Consider the following 15,147-nt stretch of genomic DNA (forward strand, 5'->3'; position numbering starts at 1 on the left):
TTAATGAATGTATCGGGAGAAATGGGGATAGAGAAGGATCAAAATGAGTACCTCACCCCAACGAAAATCTTGTAGTTTGTAGAGTCATATGATGCTCCTAAAAGAACAGTTATATTCTTGCTGAGATCATACCCTGCACTTAGAGACACCTCCCACGGCGTTTCCTCGAGTGTCCAATGACTTCTGAAAGAAAGGCTCACAGAAAATCTGCTGAGTTTCAGATCTCCCCTACCCCACCAGAGTATTCCGGAGAATTTTGTGAGATCGAAGAGTGCGTACACACCAGCTGAAAGTGAAAGGTTTCCCACACTGGTACGATCTGAAAATCCTACTCCCAAATATCTGAACCGCCAGTAGATAGCCCCGAGTTTCAATTCTTCTCCAAACAGTTTCGTTTCTATGAGAAGTCCATCGGGAAAAGAAGCGGAAAAATGGATGTTTTTGTTCAACCAGAGACTTATTCTGGCTTCTTGGTAAGAGGAAAGCAGTATGAAACTCTCTTCAGGCTTTTCTTCTTCTTTACCCATGAACTCCTCAAGTCCAGAAACATTTCCCGCAACGAAGACTTTTTCTTCAGGAGGTTTTTCTACAACGAGAGCCCTGCAGAAAACGATCATTCTGTGTTCTTTCTCATCCGTTTTGAATTTGGAGTAGGCTATCGGCTGGAAATCTTCCTGGGAGATCCAGAGTTTTGTTCGAAGATGCGCACCATCCAGTTTCATTTCGATATCAGATAGAACGCTTTTTTTATCCAGTTGCTGTGGTGTTATCGAAAGGTACATCTCCTGGACCGTTGTCATCCCCTGTGTTACTGTGAGGATCTCCTCCCTTCCTACACGTACAACGGCCGATTTCCCGAGGACAGTGAGGATCCAGGGTTTTGAAAGAATTCTGTAGGAATCGCGTATCACGGGAAATTTCGCCTTTATAGAGAGTGGAAAAAGCTTCAACTCTACCGTATCACTCGAGTAGTGTATCGAACCCTCGTTGGACTCATCGGTACTGAGATAGAGCTCCTCCAGAGAAACTCCAGTTCCAGTGCTTTCTTTCACCTCTGCCATCACGAACTGATACATGATCATGGGTTCCGAGAACACCGTTGCAACAGCGAAAACCAGAAAGATCATCAGCGACCATTTCATGATCACTCACTTCCCTGGATTTCCGCCTTGATGAATATGTAGAGTTCTTTTTGGGAATCTTTTTTCATCGTACCACCGAAGAGGTATCTTATGAGTGGAATCTTGTTCAGTATGGGCACTCCGGAGTTGGTCTGGGCGTTGTCTTCGATGGTGGCACCGGAGATCACAACAGTTTGTCCGTTTTTCAGGAAAAGTGTTGTAGAGAGTTCGTTCTGTTTTACAGCGAATGTTCCGAGTTTTTCTCCTGCGAAGTGACTGACCTTTGGTGAGAGTGTGAGCTCGAGTTCCTCTTTGTCCATCACACGTGGCTGAATGTCGATGCTCACCCCAACGTCTATGGACTCGATCCTGCTCACCGCTCCTTCAGCCTGAAGGAGAACAACCTGTCTTTCTCCCAAGAAGAGAGAAGCCTTTTCTCCGCTCTTCACAATGATCCAGGGATCGGCTGTGATCTTCGCCTTTTGATCTTCTTCGAGGAGTTTCAACTGAGCTAGAATCTGTCCGAAGACGTCTGTCTGAACGTTGATGAGACCTGTTACCAGACCGAGAGTAGCCGACCAGTTCTCGTTGAATTCCTGACCAGAGCCGAAGGAGTAATCTAAACTGTTCAACCCCAGTTCGTTCGAGTAATCTTTGGAAACTTCTGTGACGATCACGCTGATTTTCACCTGCGGTATCGGGATGTCTATCTTTTCAAGATCTTTTTCGAACTCCTGGATGATCTCCTCAGGCGCGGTGATGGTTATCATGTTGTTCTTTTCGTTGAATTTCACGTAATTTCTGTACAGTGGTGGTAGCAACTCTTCCGCGTCGACAGTTGTTATGTACTTCAACTTGTATGTTTTTGTCTCCACCAGGTATCTGAAAGCGGGGTTCGCTGGATCGGGCGAACCCACAAAGTAAAATCCGTCCATTTTCCTGTAGACGTAACCTCCTGGCATGAGTATCATCTTCAGTGCCTGTTCCAGAGGAACTTCGTTCAGTTCCATCGTGATGAAACCTGTTACGGTGGTATCGGCTATGATCGGAACACCGGTCTGTGCGGAGATGTCTGCCAGGGCATCCAGAATGTAGGTGTCCTGGAATATGTTACTCACAAGAGGTTCCTCCTGCGCGATTGTCAGCAAAGCTGTCAAAATGAAAAAGACGAAGGTCAGTTTTCTCATTCCCCATTCCTCCCTTCTATGTGAAAGGACTTCTTCAGTACGATTGGGCTTCTTCCGTAGTCACACCTTGCAAGTAGCTCGTATTCGCCCTCTTCCAGAGCAACAGGTATGAAGATGCTGAAGATTCTCTTCGTTCCGGGCAGAACAGGAGCAGTGGAACTGATTTCCTCCTGGATGAGAGACTCCACTTTCTCCGGTATTATGAGCCCTTCATTCGTTACCTGCTGAGGTGTGATCCTGTTCAAACCAAACGTCACCGTGGGCATGAGATGATAGTTTCCTGTGTTTTCGAAAACGATGTCAGCGTAGATGCCATCTTCTTTTATCTCGTACACAATATCTGCACTCGCCTCTCTGGTGATATCTTCGTCTTTCCCTGAGAACACAAGAAGATTCACACCCGTTTCCGTCTGAAGAGAACCACCTGTTCTGAAGAGCACATCGGCGTAGTATCCTCCTGTGAAATCCTTCGGAATTCTCACTGCGATACGCACGTTCCTGGATTGACCGGGCTTCAGGGTGAAGGAAGATGGTGTGAGTTTGATCCAGTCAGGTGGTGCGCCTCTTTCTTCCTCTGGGAGGAGATCACCGTGGAGGTCATAGGCCAGCGGCAGGATCTTTCCCTTCACCTGAAGGGTCTCCTCTCCGAGATTCGATACCTTCACTATCTCGGACCTGTAAGATCCTGGAACTGCTCTTATTTCGAGATTCACTGGGTCTGTTGTGATCATCACGGGATTCGTCTCTTCTTCCTTCTCACTTGTTTCCACCTTTTCGGTTGTGATCGTGAACGGGGTTTCTGCCACTATAGGTCTTCTTCCCCCGTAATCGACAACGGCCCTCGCGACGTATTCCCCAGGAGGAAAGAATCTTCTTGTGATCGTTCTCATGTTGACCGTGCTGTCAGGAAGAACAACTCCTCTTCCCGCACCAAGAGGCATCTTTGCTATTGTTCGACCTTCTTTTGTCTTTATCGTGAGTGTACCCTTCGTGACGATGTGAGCGTTGCTCTTGTTCAAAACTCCAAGAGTGAAAACCAATGCTCCGTCTCCTATCTGCATCCTTATGGAAGGTATATCATCGGACCTTTCCACCTTGAAGTAAGCGGGAAATGCTACCACCCTCTGTCTTGTTCCAGAGAGAACAACTTCCAAAAAGCTCGCCATCCTGTACCTGAACTCGACTTCACCGTAGGCTCCCTCTTCAGCGGGTCTCTGGGTCTCCGGTGTTTGAGGTCCCTGAATCTCGAATGTGATCGCCCCGTACAGTCCTCCAGAGACACCCCTTGGTACGTTCACCGTCACGATGACCGTCTTTGTTTCTTTCGGCTGTACGGTGATGGTGTCTGGTTCAACCCGAACCCATCTTGCGATCGAATACTTCGTGCTTCCCGGCTCTCTCAGATCGTACGCTCCATCCACCGTTTCGGTTATATCCATGACCATCGCTTTCAGGGTAACGGGATCGAACTCACTGTCGTTCTCCAGAAAGATCTCGTAACTGAAACTGGTTCCCGGACTCACGGTTTTGCTCACCACGATGGGATCCATTCGAACAGATATTCCCTGAGCGAAAAAAACCGCACTAACAAAAACAACTATCATCAAAACTATCCTTCTCATCCCCATCACTCTCCCAAACAAAATAAAAGGCGAGGGGAGGACCCTCGCCTTCTCTTTCTGAAGAGACTTATCTTTCGCTGTTCACGTAGTTTTCCAGATCTTCCACGTAGTTTCCTTCCTCGTCGATCCACGGTTTTTGGTTCTTAAGTGTGAGTGTGATCGTGCCTGTGTCTCTGTAGGTAGATGCACTGTTACATCTCACAACGTGTATTCTGTTCCAGAGTTTGTAGGTTGCGCCGTCATGGAGGATTTGACTGTCAGGTACTAACAGAGTCACATTGTTGAGATCTGGAGCAGGTGTCCACACTTCTTCCGGTATGGGAAGCTGAGGACCGAACGCGTATTCTACCTCGATCGTGTCGTTAACACTCGTTCCCGTTGCGTACTTCAGGTGATCAAATCCACTGAAGGTGATCTCAAGATCGCTGTTGCTATGAAGTTCTGCTGTTATACAGTTGGCGACGTAGGTTCCGGGTTTTCTCACAAACCAGGTCCACTTCGTTCCCGTAAGGTGCCATTTCACCCACTGGGCGACCTGAACTTCCAGAGTCATGGGAATTTCCCACTGGTGTCTGTTACAGTTTCCGCTCATTCCTTCACTGATTAACGCTCTTGCGTTATTTGGATCACTATCTCCGTAAGTGTAAACCGTTACTTCTTGCTGGGCAAAAAACAGAGAACCCACTATCAAAGCCAACATTATCAACAAAAGTCTTCTCATACCAATCCCCTCCTCAATTGTTCATGATACAACACGTACCAACTTATCTTTCAGGGGTCACGTAATTCGCCAAATCTTCCACGTAGTTTCCTTCTTCGTCGATCCAAGGTTTCTGGTTTTGAAGCGTGAGCAAGATGTATCCGGTGTCTCTGTAGGTGGATGCACTGTTACAATTCACTACCTTGATTCTGTTCCATAGATAGAAGGTCATCCCATCGTGGAGTTCCTGGCTGTCCACCAACGTATAGGAAAGATCGTTTACATCGGGTGCTCTCACCCAGCTTTCAGGATCTGGCATTCCCTCGTCGGTCATAACGGTGTAGTAGGCTTCGATCTTTGGGTTGACACTGCTTGTTCCTGTGTAGGTTGGGTCATCAAAACCACTGAATGTTACCAGAACATCTCCGTTGCTTGCGACAGTTCCCACTATGGAGTTCGCATAGTAGTCTCCAGGTTTTCTCACAAACCAGGTCCACTTCGTTGCGTTCAGACTCCACTCGAGCCACTGGGCAACCTGTACTTCTGTTGTGAATTCAATCTGCCACTCAGGTTTGTTACAGGATCCATCGGCCGGGTACGCACTGAACGCTCTTGCCAGGTCGTTCGTTGCTGGAAGACTGATGTACTGACCATCCTCGTACTTCCAGACCTCAAGTGGTGTCTGTGCCAGGGCGAAAGAGAACAACGCTCCCATCAAAACTAACCAGAGTAACTTTCTCATAAAAATCCCCTCCTTCTACTCACCTTTCAGGTGAGACATCGATGTAGAGTTTCGAATTGTTGATGGTGAAAGTAATAACACCCGTGCTGGTGTAGGTGTTCGCCGAAAGGCTCCTTGGAACGTTGATTTTTTGCCACAGAGAGAAGCTGTCTTCCAGAAAACTGAGGTCGTCGAACCACTCTGTGGGAATCTCGTCACCATAGGCCACTTTCAGATCCACACTATCTTTCTCGTTCGAAGGATCGGGAAAATTCACGTAGATCGAAAGGTGTGTGTTTGCTTCAACTTCGAGCACTTTCGCAACGTACACGCCGGGTTTCTTCACAAACCAGGTGACCTTTGTACCGCTCAGATGGATCTCTACGCAATGCGAGAGTCTACCTCCCCATGCGGTTTCTTCTCTTCCGCTGCTGTTTACAACTCCATGAAGGAGGATGTAGTATTTGTTGTTCAGTCTGTTCAACCTGGTGAAACTGTTTTGGAAAAGAAAGGAGAGAGGAACCTCGAAGGTGTAGGTGCTCACGGGTGAGTCGAATTCTTCCTTGAACGGAAACTGACCCGGCGCTTGATTTCCCTCGGGTTCTTCGGAGAGAACGTTGAGGTGTGCTTCTTCCAGATACCACTCATCGTCGATATCCACTCTGACGTAGAGGTATTCTGAATCGTTCCAGACGGTGACGGTTCCCACCACTGTGTCCTGGCCTGCCCAGAAGCTGAAGAGTTCCTCCCCATCTCCCAGATCGTATTCCATGTAGTAGTACCACTGACCCTTTCCACGATGGGAGATCATTTCAACAGTGCTTCCTGTGGTTTGTCTCTGAGCAGGTGGGAGAACGAACACGTCTTCTTTGATCTCTTTTTCCCACCTCCCGAGTTCTTTGTTGTATTTATAGATCGTTGTGGAAAAAGAAAAAGCGAAAAGAAAAACAATGATTATCCCCAGTCCCCACTTTCTCACGGTACCGCCTCCTACGTTTCAAACTCTATTCAAATGAATGAAACAGAGTTGAAATTGAAAGAAATTTTCAATGAGTGTTCAATGAAAAAACAATAAAAACTGATAGACTTCCGATGGGAGGTGATAGACGTGGAAGTGAAGATAGAAAAGCCCACACCCGAGAAACTCAAGGAACTCGGTGTTGAAAAATGGCCCATCTGGGAGAAAGAGGTCAGCGAATTCGACTGGTACTACGACACGAACGAGACCTGCTACATACTGGAAGGCAAGGTGGAAGTCACAACAGAAGACGGGAAAAAGTACGTCATAGAGAAGGGTGACCTCGTCACCTTTCCGAAGGGTTTGAGGTGCAGGTGGAAGGTTATAGAGCCGGTCAGAAAGCACTACAACCTCTTTTGAACTTGAAACCTTCTGGAAAGTGTTGTAGAATACTGATGCACCACGCTAGGCGGGGGGCTGGCGGTCCCCTGTACCCGAAATCCGCCGTACGCGGGGCCGAATTCCCACCCGAGGCTCTTCGGGTCGGGAAACGGCGTGACTCGGGGGCGATGAAGACCGGGTCCCACGCAACGGAGCCCTGTGAACCTGGTCAGGCCCGGAAGGGAGCAGCCATAAGCAGGTGTCTCCGTGTGCCGTGGGGGAGCCCGGTTGGAGCTTTCCGATCACGCACGCCCCGGTCCGGAGAAGTCGACGGTGGGTGCGTGGTGCATTTTTCTTTTGGCTACTCCCTCGTTGAAACGTTAGCCCTCATGTTCTGCATCTGCACAGTTGTGATGATAGGTCTTCTTTCACTATCTCTTGCCATGAAAACACGCGCCCGTCTTGTTTACGACATCGATCTTCTAACCGACGAATTCTACGCAGTGGATTTTATGAAACACGAATACGAAGTTAAAGCCGCAGCGTCTCCTTCTGTTTCTGTCACATCGAACAGTTTGAGTTTTAACGCGAGCTACGATAAGAAAAGTGGTACAATCTCTTACCTTGTGATGTTCAAAGACGGTCTGTACAAAATCGTTCGTTTCGGCCTGAGTGGAGAGGGAAACAACTACCTGATAGAAACAAAAAAGGAAATTCACTTTTCACAGGAAGGAAAGGTATTCTCCGTGATGATAGGGGACACTATCTATGACCTCGGAATCTCAGAGTAGCCCTCTGTGTTTTATGAAGTAGTACACGATGATCCAGCTACCCAGCATCACTTTCAGGTACACCACCATGTTCGCCGGAACTATGAGGTTTCTTCCGGGAAGTATCAGAACAACGAGGAAAAGAAAAACGATCATGATGAACTTTTCCAGAAAGTACGCTCGCGTTCTTTCGAACTTTCTCTCGAAGTTTTCAAAATCTTCTACCATGGCAATCAGAGCGAGCGCCGTTCCGCCCGCAACTCCAGCAGAAAATCCACCACCTGGGCTCACATGGCCTTCGAGCGCGAGGTAGAGCGATCCCACGAGGAGAAAGAACGCTATGAATCTGGCAAAGATCCTGATCGTGACGTCCGATATGCCTCTTATCTCCTCTGGAGTGGGAAGGTAGGCCATGTGGAGGGAGACTCCGAGTACTGCGAGCGAGAAGACAAGAACCTCGAAGACCGTATCGTACACCCTGTTCAGAAGGTAGATCTGGGTGATGGGATTCTTCACCACAGGGTTTTCAAATTTCACCTGAACCTTTTCAAAACTACCGTTCAGCAGAACAGCAAAACAAAAAACAACGAAGATGGTGATCCACACCCATTTCATCCGATCTCCTCCCCAAAGTATTTCTTTTTCAATTCTTCTACGAACTCCCTTTCGGTTCTGAGAAATTCTCTGAATCTCATTCTCAACTCCTCGTCCGCGAAAAGAATGTGATAACTCCCATCTCTGTGTAAGACGTGGTTCAATCGCTCGCCTCTGTACACCCTCTCTGTGTACCTCAGCAGATCGAGTTTTTCATCCTCGAGGTAGAAGATCTTTGTTTCCAGATAACCTTTTTTGTCTTCACTGAACACTCCGCCACAGGCAACGTCCACCTTTCCATCGTTCAAAGCCTCAAGGAGATCTTCCAAAGAGGAAAACTCGACGAATTCTGATCTGTAGTCGTACTTTTCACAGAACCTCTTCAGAAGTTCGTATTCGAAACCCATGAACGCTTCTCCCAATTTCTCGAACAGGAGCCTGACGGATGTAAAACCGATCTTCACTCGATCTCTCGATTTCAGAGCGATCAGATAAACGAGGGTGGTGAGAAGTGCTCCAAGGAGGGCCTCCGCGATGGCCACGTCGGGAGAAGAAAAGAGTGTGTACAGAAGAACTGCCAGAACGCTCAAGGCCGTTCTTCCAATGACCGCGTTCAATCTTATCGGGGTGAAGATCGTGTACAGAGATACAGAGACCATCAGAATCAGTACCAGATTTTCTATCAAGACGATCCCTCCGTGTACATGCGCGCTATAACGTGTGAAACGAAAGGCCCCCATACGAGAAGGAGTACCACCATGAGGATCGTTCTCGAGACGTCTTCCCAGAAGTTGAGTACGATGAAAAGGGATCCCACCGTGTCTGAAATTCCTATGAGATGGATTTTCAGAAGGAAGTCTTTTTTCAGAAGCGAAAGAAGAGTGCCGAGAAACATCAAAACCACACCGACGTATATCATTCTCTGTTCCTCCTCAGAAAGTAGGAGAACAAAATGACCCCACTTCCACCGGCGAGCAGATAGAACACCGCGACATCTCTTGCCTGAGATAGCCCCGGAACGAGGTACGAAAGGGCGTAGATCAAGACACCGACCTTCGTCGAGAGCGACGAAATCCCCAGGAGTTTTTCCCATTGATTCTTCCCTAAGAGCACCTGAAGAACGCTCAAGATCAACGGAGAAACAAGAAGCCATTTCATGTTTTTCTCTCCCCCACCTGGTGGACTACCATGTAACCTTCCTCTGAGACGATCACCAGTGTTTTCGGAGTGAGTGTGATAGTGAGTGTTTTCTCGAGTTCCTCCCACTCATCTTTCACCGGAACTTCGTAAGCCCTTTTAGCCCCGTTGTGGAAGAGCAAAACCAAGATAGATTCAAAAACCGCTTTTGGAACGTTGTAGAAGAGTTTCAACACAAGAACGGGGAACTTCTCGAAGTGAATGGGCCTTGTGAAGATGTATGTGAGAACACTCATCACAACTCCAAGTAAGATCGTTGTCAGAGTTGCTTTCTGAGACAAGACCATGAAGAAGACGGTCCCCGTTATCACAGCGACAAGAAAAGACAAGCCACCACCCCCAAAAGATAGACCCCGAGCATGGACTCGAAGTCTTCAAGCGGATATTTTTCTATCTTCAAGTTCTTGAAGAGGAAATGAACCAAAAGTCCTGCACCCATTAAGAGAAAGCTTTCAAGAACTCTTTCCCAGCTGGCAAAGTAGAGTCCTATCGTCAGGGAAGCAATGAGCAGAACGGGATTGTACATCCCTGGTAGCTTCTTTTTGAATTCAAAAGGTTTCAGAAGAAATTTCCAGAAGGAAGCCGCGGTGCCAACGAAAACAACTTCCATGAAGATCTTCTCCCATCCGTGAAGCTGTTCGAGAACCAGATTCTTCGAAAAACCCGCAAGGCCGGGAAGTCCCATGATAGAAAGACTTGCCAGCGAAAGAGAAAGCCACGTCCAGAAATCAAGCCTTTTCCACTTCGTCACGTCCCTTTCCGGAAGTTCATCTTTCAGAAGAAAGAGCCAGGATTTGAAAACACCGTGTGCGAGGGCGTAAACTGGAGCTGTAACCGGTGACGCAAGGACGATCCCTATCTGTGAAAGAGTACTGTAGGCAAGTATCCTCTTGTAATCTTTCGAAAGAAAGGCAAACAAAACACCTGAAAGTGCCGAAAAGATGGCAAAGATCTTCACCACATCCCAGTTCACCACGTGTTCCAGCCGAACGAGTGCGTACACAGCACTCTTCACAACGACACCGGATAGAATTGCTGAAACGGGTGTTTCTGCCTCCGAATGAACCTGTGGAAGCCACATACTGAAGAGGAACACACCGGCTCTTAAAAGAAGTCCAACCGCGACGAGAGCGGAGGCGAATGAATCAACCTTCGAGATGTCAGAGATCGAGAGTGTGCCGTTTTCCGCGTATAGAAATCCGATTCCTATCAGGTACAGATTCATGCCCACAGTACCCAGGATCAGATACTTGAAAGCGGACCAGTACTGAATCTTCTTTCTTCCCTCTACGACGAGAAGGAAAGTGATGAGGGATACCACCTCAACCGTGACGTATATGTTGAAGAGATCGTAGCTCACGAACGCAAGGTTCAGCGCTCCAAGGAGTATCAGAAGAAGGTTCGAAAGACTGACGTTCAAGTCTTTCGTGAAGACAGCGAGAAGAACCACGGCCGTGAGGATGAGAAAGAAATATGATGTCTGATCTAACAGAAGGTGGACACCGAAGTTTCCTGTCAAAACAAGATCGAAACGATATCCAGAAAGCACCATCGTGACTGTGAAAACAAGATTCACCAGTGCTGTCCACCAGGGAGCTTTCCTCTTTAAGAAAAGAAAGACAATCCCGAGCGATATAATGAGGAAATTATAAACAAGAAAGATCACTCTTTCTTTCCCCCTTCTCTGTCGAGCCTGTCGGAAGAGACCGAAGAGTACTTGGAAGCGATCACGCTCGCGGTGGTGACAAGGAGCGCTACGGTGGCGAACCCTATCACTATCGAGGTGATGATCAGAGCTTGTGGGACAGGGTCGGCTGAGTTCTGCTGAAACGGTATCGGAACGGCTTCTCCCTGCCTTCTGGAGATGAGAACAAAGAAACTGACAACGCCCGTTCCCATGATATCGAGCGAGATGATCTTCTTTATCAGATCTCTGTTGATCAGAACTCCTAACAGCCCAATCAGGACAAGAAGAAGGGTCAACCGTTCAGCCACCTCTCGACCACCTCTTTTCCGGTAAAGAAGAGAGCGTCCGCGTAAGAAAGGTCATCGAACCTGAATTCATCTCCCACTTCTAGTTCTGCTCCCTCGAACCAGACAAGGTAATTCTCAGGAACAACAATTCTCGATGGTTTCAACCTTTCAATTACCTTCTTCATCGTTGTTTTCCTCACACTGTCACCGAGAGATGGATCGAGGGGACCCGCGACCACGTACTTTCGTAGCTCAACGGGAACGTGATATCCTATTCTGATCACTTTTGTCCCCCAGCCCTCAAAAATGCAGACGAGATCAGAACAGATATCTACCGCTTCTTCGACATTCAAAGGTGTGTACTCTCCTTCTTCCATCATCCTGTGGAGTTCTGTCCCTTCGAAAACGAGTGTCGGGTGTATTCTCACCATATCCGCTCCACATTCTACGGTCCTCAGCGCGGACAGGATTTCCCCTCTTCGATCACTTCCCGGAAGTCCTACCATCAGATGAACACTGAGAACGAATCCGTTCTTTTTGATGAGTTTGCAGGCTCTCTCAGCTTCTTCGGAGGTGTAACCTCTCTTCGACCTCTCGAGCACCTCATCCAAGAAAGACTGTACTCCTATTTCGATCACGTTCACTCCGTATTTCTTCAAAATCTTCAGTTTTCTTTCGTTTATCTCGTCCGGGCGCGTCGAGACTCTGATCGACTTCACCACAGGGAATCTCTTCACGAATCTCAGGTACTCTTCCATCTTTTCCTCTGAGAGACCGGTGAACGTTCCTCCGTAGAATCCCAGTTCGTATTCATTCGACGTTCTGGAGTACTCTTCTATGATTCGTGCGATATCATCGAGAGACGGGACTTTTGTCTGTCCCGTGGCTTTTATCTGGTCACAGAAGACACACCTTCTCTTACAACCCGCGTACGGAAGAAAAACGGGAATTATCTTCATGCTCTCTCCTTCAAAAGCTTTTCGTAGGCGATTCTTGCAGCCTCCTTTTCCGCTTCTTTCTTTGTTCTACCCCTGCCCGTGGCGATGGTCTTCCCATCCACCCTCACTTCCACAACAAAAATCCTGTCACCATCGTTTTTTTCTGTTCTCACCAGTACATATTCTGGTGGCACCTTGTGTTCGCTCTGAACTATTTCCTGGAGAGCCGTTTTGTAGTCGAAGAGCATTTCACCCTTCATGATCTTTTCTATGTAGAACTCGAATTCCTGCTCAAATAGCTCCTTTATCTTCTCATAGCCCTGATCGAGGTATATGGCAGCCAGAAGCGCTTCGAACGCGTCGGCGAGTATGGAATCTCTATCACGTCCACCAGTTTTTTCCTCTCCCTTTCCAAGGAACAAGAATTTGCCAAGATTCATCTTCCTGGAAACCAGGGCGAGAACTTCTTCGCTCGCCGCTGCGGATTTCACCCGGGCCAGGTCCCCCACTTCCGCTTCCGGATACTTTTTGTAAAGTATTTCGCACACGAAGAGTTCTAGAACGGCGTCCCCCAGAAACTCCAGCTTTTCGTTCGATTCCACGTTCTTTCTTCCCGCTTGATTTTGCTCGTTCGCGTAAGAACTGTGGCACAGAGCCCGAAAGAGAAGTTCTTCGTTCTTGAAGTTGATTCCTGTTTTTTTCTGAAACTCCTCCACGATCTTTCTCTCACTCTCGTTCAACGAACATCACCTCTTTCAAAACATCACCTTCCAGCGAGCAGAGGTAGTATTTTTTCTCATCCGTATCGATGATACCAAAAGTCGGACCGACCTCAGATTTTGGAAGAGAAACCGATCCCGGATTCAAAAGCAGCACCCCTTCGCACCTTTCTGCCAGAGGAACGTGAGTGTGACCGAAAAGAACTACACTGCATCCATGAGCCTGTGCCAGACTCACAGGATCTCCTCCTTCGTATTCGAACTGGTCGCCGTGAACAAGGAGTATCTTTACATCTCCTAAAAATTCCATTCCGATCCTGGGCATTTCCGGAATTTCCAGAACCCTTATGTCCACATCTGCATCACAATTTCCGCGTATGTACTTCACACGGTGTTTCTTCAAAAGTGATGAGAGTTCCTTTGGACTGTATCCCTCGGGAAGCGGATTTCTGGGGCCGTGGTAGAGAACATCACCAAGATGCCAGATTTCATCGAAATTCCCCGCACTTTTCAAAGCTTTCTCTGTGCAAGAAAGTGAACCGTGGGTATCCGAGATCACAAGAATCCTCAAGGTCAACCCCTCCTGATAACGAACTTTCCCGATAGAACAGAAATGGAGAACAAAACAACTGTCCAGAGCGAGACGACAAAGATCGAGCGATTATCGATTGTGTGCTCCAGCTGGTATACCCTGAGGGCGTACATGGTTCTGAACACGGGCGTCGACATGGCGATTCTTCGGAGGATATCTGGCAAATTGCTTATAGGAATGGCAAAACCGCTTGAGAACAGGGATATTCCTATAACAGAAACACCGAGTATGTTTGCAAGACTCTTGTCGGGAGAAATGGAAGAAACCAGAAAACCCACGGACGTGTGAAGAAGAGCGTTGAGAAGGATGAGAACAGACGTAACGAAGAAGCCCAGGTTGTCTCCAGTCAGTATCACCGTCAGGGCGTAGGCTATGAAAGAAACGGAAGCTCCAATGACGGTGTAAGCAAGTATCTTCCCGCAGGCGTATTTCCGTGCCGGAAGGTTGTACACGAGGAACATCTCGTGCAGGTTTTTCTCTCTGTCGAGAAAGGTGGAGACACTCGCCAGTGATACGGTTATCAAAATCGCCGTGAAAAAGACGATGAAGGGGGAGATGAGATCAGAAAATCTGAGTTCTGAGTCTTTCAATGTCAATCTGGGTACGGGATAATCGGACTCTGTGAATATGTACCGGAGCACCTTGGGATCGAAGAAGGCACTTCCCTGGAAATCTGCCAGAACGGAATCGAGAACGTTGTATATCGCGGCGGCGAGGTGAAGATCGATGGGACTCGGGATGAAGATCATCTGGGTTGGCTGTTTGGAATACAGTTTCGCCGCGAAGCCCTTTGGAATCACTATGACCGCGTTCAGCTTTCCTTTCTTCAGAAGTTTTTCGTAGTTCTGATCGACTTTCACTATGTTTTCCTGTCTCAGGATGGTTCCAATGAATCTCATGACGAGGGAGGACCAGATGCTGTTGTCTTCGTTGTATATTCCGAGCTTCATCGTCTGAAGGTTGTACCCCTGCATGAAGAGAAGAGAGATCAGCACAACCAGAACGGGTGCAGCGATTATCATCATCAGTGAAGATCTTTTCTTCAAGATCCTCTTCAGTTCCACAATGGCTATTCTAAACATCGAGTTTCCACCTTCTTTCAACTTCCCTCACCACGTCTCTGTGGATTTCCTCTATGGAGCGTTTTCCATCCAGCACCACGATCCTTTCGGGATGTTCTCTGGCAAGCACGAGGTAGCCTTCCCTTACATGTTCGAGAAACTCTCTTTTTTCAAAGCGGTTGAGTTCTCCTTTTCTTTTGAGGGCCGTTTCGACGTCCACGTCTATGTAGAAAGTTAGGTCAGGAATCAGTCCATCCGTGGCAAGATCGTTCAACTCCTCCACGATCTCTTTTCCCAGGTTTCTTCCAAAACCCTGGTATGCAACACTGGAGTCCGTGTATCTGTCAAGAAGAACGGCGTATCCTTCGGAAAGGTACTGTTTTATTTCTGTCACAAGAAGATTTCTTGAAGCGAGAAATAGGAAGAGCTCAGCTTTGGGAGTTACTTCTTCCTCCAGAAGAATCTTTCTGATCTTCTCCCCCGTCTCCGTTCCGCCCGGCTCTCTCTTCAAGATCACTTTCTTTCCTCTCTTCTCCAGGTATTGAGCCAGAAGTTGGATCTGTGTGCTCTTCCCGGATCCGTCTATTCCCTCGAACGTTATGAACATTCCTT

At 47.8% G+C, this 15,147-nt stretch carries 20 protein-coding genes and 1 other RNA gene; 3 read left to right on the forward strand and 18 right to left on the reverse strand.

Annotated elements, in window-relative coordinates; all coding sequences use genetic code 11:
- Nucleotides 1-38: 38 nt before the first annotated feature.
- From TRQ2_RS08765 to TRQ2_RS08790, 6 genes are all read right to left on the reverse strand, one after another.
- A complete protein-coding gene (locus TRQ2_RS08765; RefSeq protein WP_041434372.1) occupies nt 39-1,142 on the reverse strand; it encodes a hypothetical protein in 1,104 nt (367 codons plus the stop codon).
- Nucleotides 1,143-1,144: 2 nt separating this feature from the next.
- Nucleotides 1,145-2,308: a type II secretion system protein GspD gene (locus tag TRQ2_RS08770; RefSeq protein WP_012311283.1), complete on the reverse strand. Its 1,164-nt coding sequence runs from the start codon at nt 2,306-2,308 to the stop codon at nt 1,145-1,147.
- Nucleotides 2,305-3,936, reverse strand: coding sequence for a hypothetical protein (locus TRQ2_RS08775; protein WP_041434374.1), 1,632 nt, complete (start codon nt 3,934-3,936; stop codon nt 2,305-2,307). The genes TRQ2_RS08770 and TRQ2_RS08775 overlap by 4 nt, the downstream gene beginning before the upstream one ends.
- A 61-nt stretch (nt 3,937-3,997) precedes the next feature.
- The gene (locus tag TRQ2_RS08780) at nt 3,998-4,651 is read right to left on the reverse strand and encodes a hypothetical protein (protein WP_012311285.1); all 654 of its coding nucleotides are present in this window, start codon (nt 4,649-4,651) and stop codon (nt 3,998-4,000) included.
- 43 nt (nt 4,652-4,694) lie between these two features.
- Complete coding sequence (locus TRQ2_RS08785) at nt 4,695-5,372, reverse strand: hypothetical protein (RefSeq protein ID WP_012311286.1); 678 nt, start codon at nt 5,370-5,372, stop codon at nt 4,695-4,697.
- Nucleotides 5,373-5,391: 19 nt separating this feature from the next.
- Entirely contained in the window at nt 5,392-6,330 is a 939-nt protein-coding gene (locus TRQ2_RS08790; RefSeq protein ID WP_012311287.1) for a hypothetical protein, read from the reverse strand.
- A gap of 129 nt (nt 6,331-6,459) precedes the next feature.
- Between TRQ2_RS08790 and TRQ2_RS08795 the strand changes: the two genes are divergently transcribed.
- The 3 genes from TRQ2_RS08795 (at nt 6,460) to TRQ2_RS08800 (ending at nt 7,481) form a co-directional block, all read left to right on the forward strand.
- Entirely contained in the window at nt 6,460-6,729 is a 270-nt protein-coding gene (locus TRQ2_RS08795) for a cupin domain-containing protein (protein WP_012311288.1), read from the forward strand.
- A 40-nt stretch (nt 6,730-6,769) separates the two neighbouring features.
- An RNA gene (gene ffs / locus TRQ2_RS09675) (signal recognition particle sRNA large type) lies at nt 6,770-7,035 on the forward strand.
- Complete coding sequence (locus TRQ2_RS08800; RefSeq protein WP_235231223.1) at nt 7,035-7,481, forward strand: hypothetical protein; 447 nt, start codon at nt 7,035-7,037, stop codon at nt 7,479-7,481. The genes ffs and TRQ2_RS08800 overlap by 1 nt, the downstream gene beginning before the upstream one ends.
- On the opposite strand, the gene TRQ2_RS08805 is transcribed toward TRQ2_RS08800, so the two are convergent.
- From TRQ2_RS08805 to tmk, 12 genes are read right to left on the reverse strand one after another with little or no spacing between them, the layout of a single operon-like run.
- Complete coding sequence (locus tag TRQ2_RS08805; RefSeq protein ID WP_004080316.1) at nt 7,473-8,075, reverse strand: Na(+)/H(+) antiporter subunit B; 603 nt, start codon at nt 8,073-8,075, stop codon at nt 7,473-7,475. The genes TRQ2_RS08800 and TRQ2_RS08805 overlap by 9 nt on opposite strands.
- On the reverse strand, nt 8,072-8,740 hold the full coding sequence (locus TRQ2_RS08810; RefSeq protein WP_004080317.1) for a Na(+)/H(+) antiporter subunit B: 669 nt from the start codon (nt 8,738-8,740) through the stop codon (nt 8,072-8,074). The genes TRQ2_RS08805 and TRQ2_RS08810 overlap by 4 nt, the downstream gene beginning before the upstream one ends.
- Nucleotides 8,737-8,973 (reverse strand): monovalent cation/H(+) antiporter subunit G, encoded by a 237-nt coding sequence (locus TRQ2_RS08815; RefSeq protein ID WP_004080319.1) that lies wholly within the window; start codon nt 8,971-8,973, stop codon nt 8,737-8,739. Before TRQ2_RS08815 ends, TRQ2_RS08810 begins: the two co-directional genes overlap by 4 nt.
- Nucleotides 8,970-9,212: a hypothetical protein gene (locus TRQ2_RS08820; protein ID WP_004080321.1), complete on the reverse strand. Its 243-nt coding sequence runs from the start codon at nt 9,210-9,212 to the stop codon at nt 8,970-8,972. Before TRQ2_RS08820 ends, TRQ2_RS08815 begins: the two co-directional genes overlap by 4 nt.
- Nucleotides 9,209-9,580: a Na+/H+ antiporter subunit E gene (locus TRQ2_RS08825; protein WP_012311290.1), complete on the reverse strand. Its 372-nt coding sequence runs from the start codon at nt 9,578-9,580 to the stop codon at nt 9,209-9,211. Before TRQ2_RS08825 ends, TRQ2_RS08820 begins: the two co-directional genes overlap by 4 nt.
- Nucleotides 9,559-10,917 (reverse strand): cation:proton antiporter, encoded by a 1,359-nt coding sequence (locus tag TRQ2_RS08830; RefSeq protein ID WP_012311291.1) that lies wholly within the window; start codon nt 10,915-10,917, stop codon nt 9,559-9,561. The genes TRQ2_RS08825 and TRQ2_RS08830 overlap by 22 nt, the downstream gene beginning before the upstream one ends.
- Nucleotides 10,914-11,246 (reverse strand): Na+/H+ antiporter subunit C, encoded by a 333-nt coding sequence (locus TRQ2_RS08835; protein WP_010865264.1) that lies wholly within the window; start codon nt 11,244-11,246, stop codon nt 10,914-10,916. Before TRQ2_RS08835 ends, TRQ2_RS08830 begins: the two co-directional genes overlap by 4 nt.
- Nucleotides 11,231-12,184 (reverse strand): elongator complex protein 3, encoded by a 954-nt coding sequence (locus tag TRQ2_RS08840; RefSeq protein ID WP_012311292.1) that lies wholly within the window; start codon nt 12,182-12,184, stop codon nt 11,231-11,233. The genes TRQ2_RS08835 and TRQ2_RS08840 overlap by 16 nt, the downstream gene beginning before the upstream one ends.
- Nucleotides 12,181-12,903: a ribonuclease III gene (gene rnc / locus TRQ2_RS08845; protein ID WP_012311293.1), complete on the reverse strand. Its 723-nt coding sequence runs from the start codon at nt 12,901-12,903 to the stop codon at nt 12,181-12,183. The genes TRQ2_RS08840 and rnc overlap by 4 nt, the downstream gene beginning before the upstream one ends.
- Nucleotides 12,890-13,453, reverse strand: coding sequence for a phosphodiesterase (gene yfcE / locus TRQ2_RS08850; protein WP_012311294.1), 564 nt, complete (start codon nt 13,451-13,453; stop codon nt 12,890-12,892). Before yfcE ends, rnc begins: the two co-directional genes overlap by 14 nt.
- A gap of 2 nt (nt 13,454-13,455) precedes the next feature.
- Nucleotides 13,456-14,556 carry an ABC transporter permease gene (locus TRQ2_RS08855; protein WP_012311295.1) on the reverse strand — a complete coding sequence of 367 codons (1,101 nt, stop codon included), beginning with the start codon at nt 14,554-14,556 and terminating at the stop codon, nt 13,456-13,458.
- Entirely contained in the window at nt 14,549-15,142 is a 594-nt protein-coding gene (gene tmk / locus TRQ2_RS08860) for a dTMP kinase (protein ID WP_012311296.1), read from the reverse strand. The genes TRQ2_RS08855 and tmk overlap by 8 nt, the downstream gene beginning before the upstream one ends.
- Between the last annotated feature and the right edge of the window lie 5 nt (nt 15,143-15,147).

The sequence above is a fragment of the Thermotoga sp. RQ2 genome, assembly GCF_000019625.1.
Classification (GTDB): Bacteria; Thermotogota; Thermotogae; order Thermotogales; family Thermotogaceae; genus Thermotoga; species Thermotoga maritima.

Coding starts and splice junctions, on each gene's coding strand:
- TRQ2_RS08765 (WP_041434372.1), bottom strand. CDS start 1,142: ATGAAATGGTCGCTGATGATCTTTCTGGTTTTCGCTGTTGCAACGGTG.
- TRQ2_RS08770 (WP_012311283.1), bottom strand. CDS start 2,308: ATGAGAAAACTGACCTTCGTCTTTTTCATTTTGACAGCTTTGCTGACA.
- TRQ2_RS08775 (WP_041434374.1), bottom strand. CDS start 3,936: ATGGGGATGAGAAGGATAGTTTTGATGATAGTTGTTTTTGTTAGTGCG.
- TRQ2_RS08780 (WP_012311285.1), bottom strand. CDS start 4,651: ATGAGAAGACTTTTGTTGATAATGTTGGCTTTGATAGTGGGTTCTCTG.
- TRQ2_RS08785 (WP_012311286.1), bottom strand. CDS start 5,372: ATGAGAAAGTTACTCTGGTTAGTTTTGATGGGAGCGTTGTTCTCTTTC.
- TRQ2_RS08805 (WP_004080316.1), bottom strand. CDS start 8,075: ATGAAATGGGTGTGGATCACCATCTTCGTTGTTTTTTGTTTTGCTGTT.
- TRQ2_RS08815 (WP_004080319.1), bottom strand. CDS start 8,973: ATGATATACGTCGGTGTGGTTTTGATGTTTCTCGGCACTCTTCTTTCG.
- TRQ2_RS08820 (WP_004080321.1), bottom strand. CDS start 9,212: ATGAAATGGCTTCTTGTTTCTCCGTTGATCTTGAGCGTTCTTCAGGTG.
- TRQ2_RS08840 (WP_012311292.1), bottom strand. CDS start 12,184: ATGAAGATAATTCCCGTTTTTCTTCCGTACGCGGGTTGTAAGAGAAGG.
- TRQ2_RS08855 (WP_012311295.1), bottom strand. CDS start 14,556: ATGTTTAGAATAGCCATTGTGGAACTGAAGAGGATCTTGAAGAAAAGA.
- tmk (WP_012311296.1), bottom strand. CDS start 15,142: ATGTTCATAACGTTCGAGGGAATAGACGGATCCGGGAAGAGCACACAG.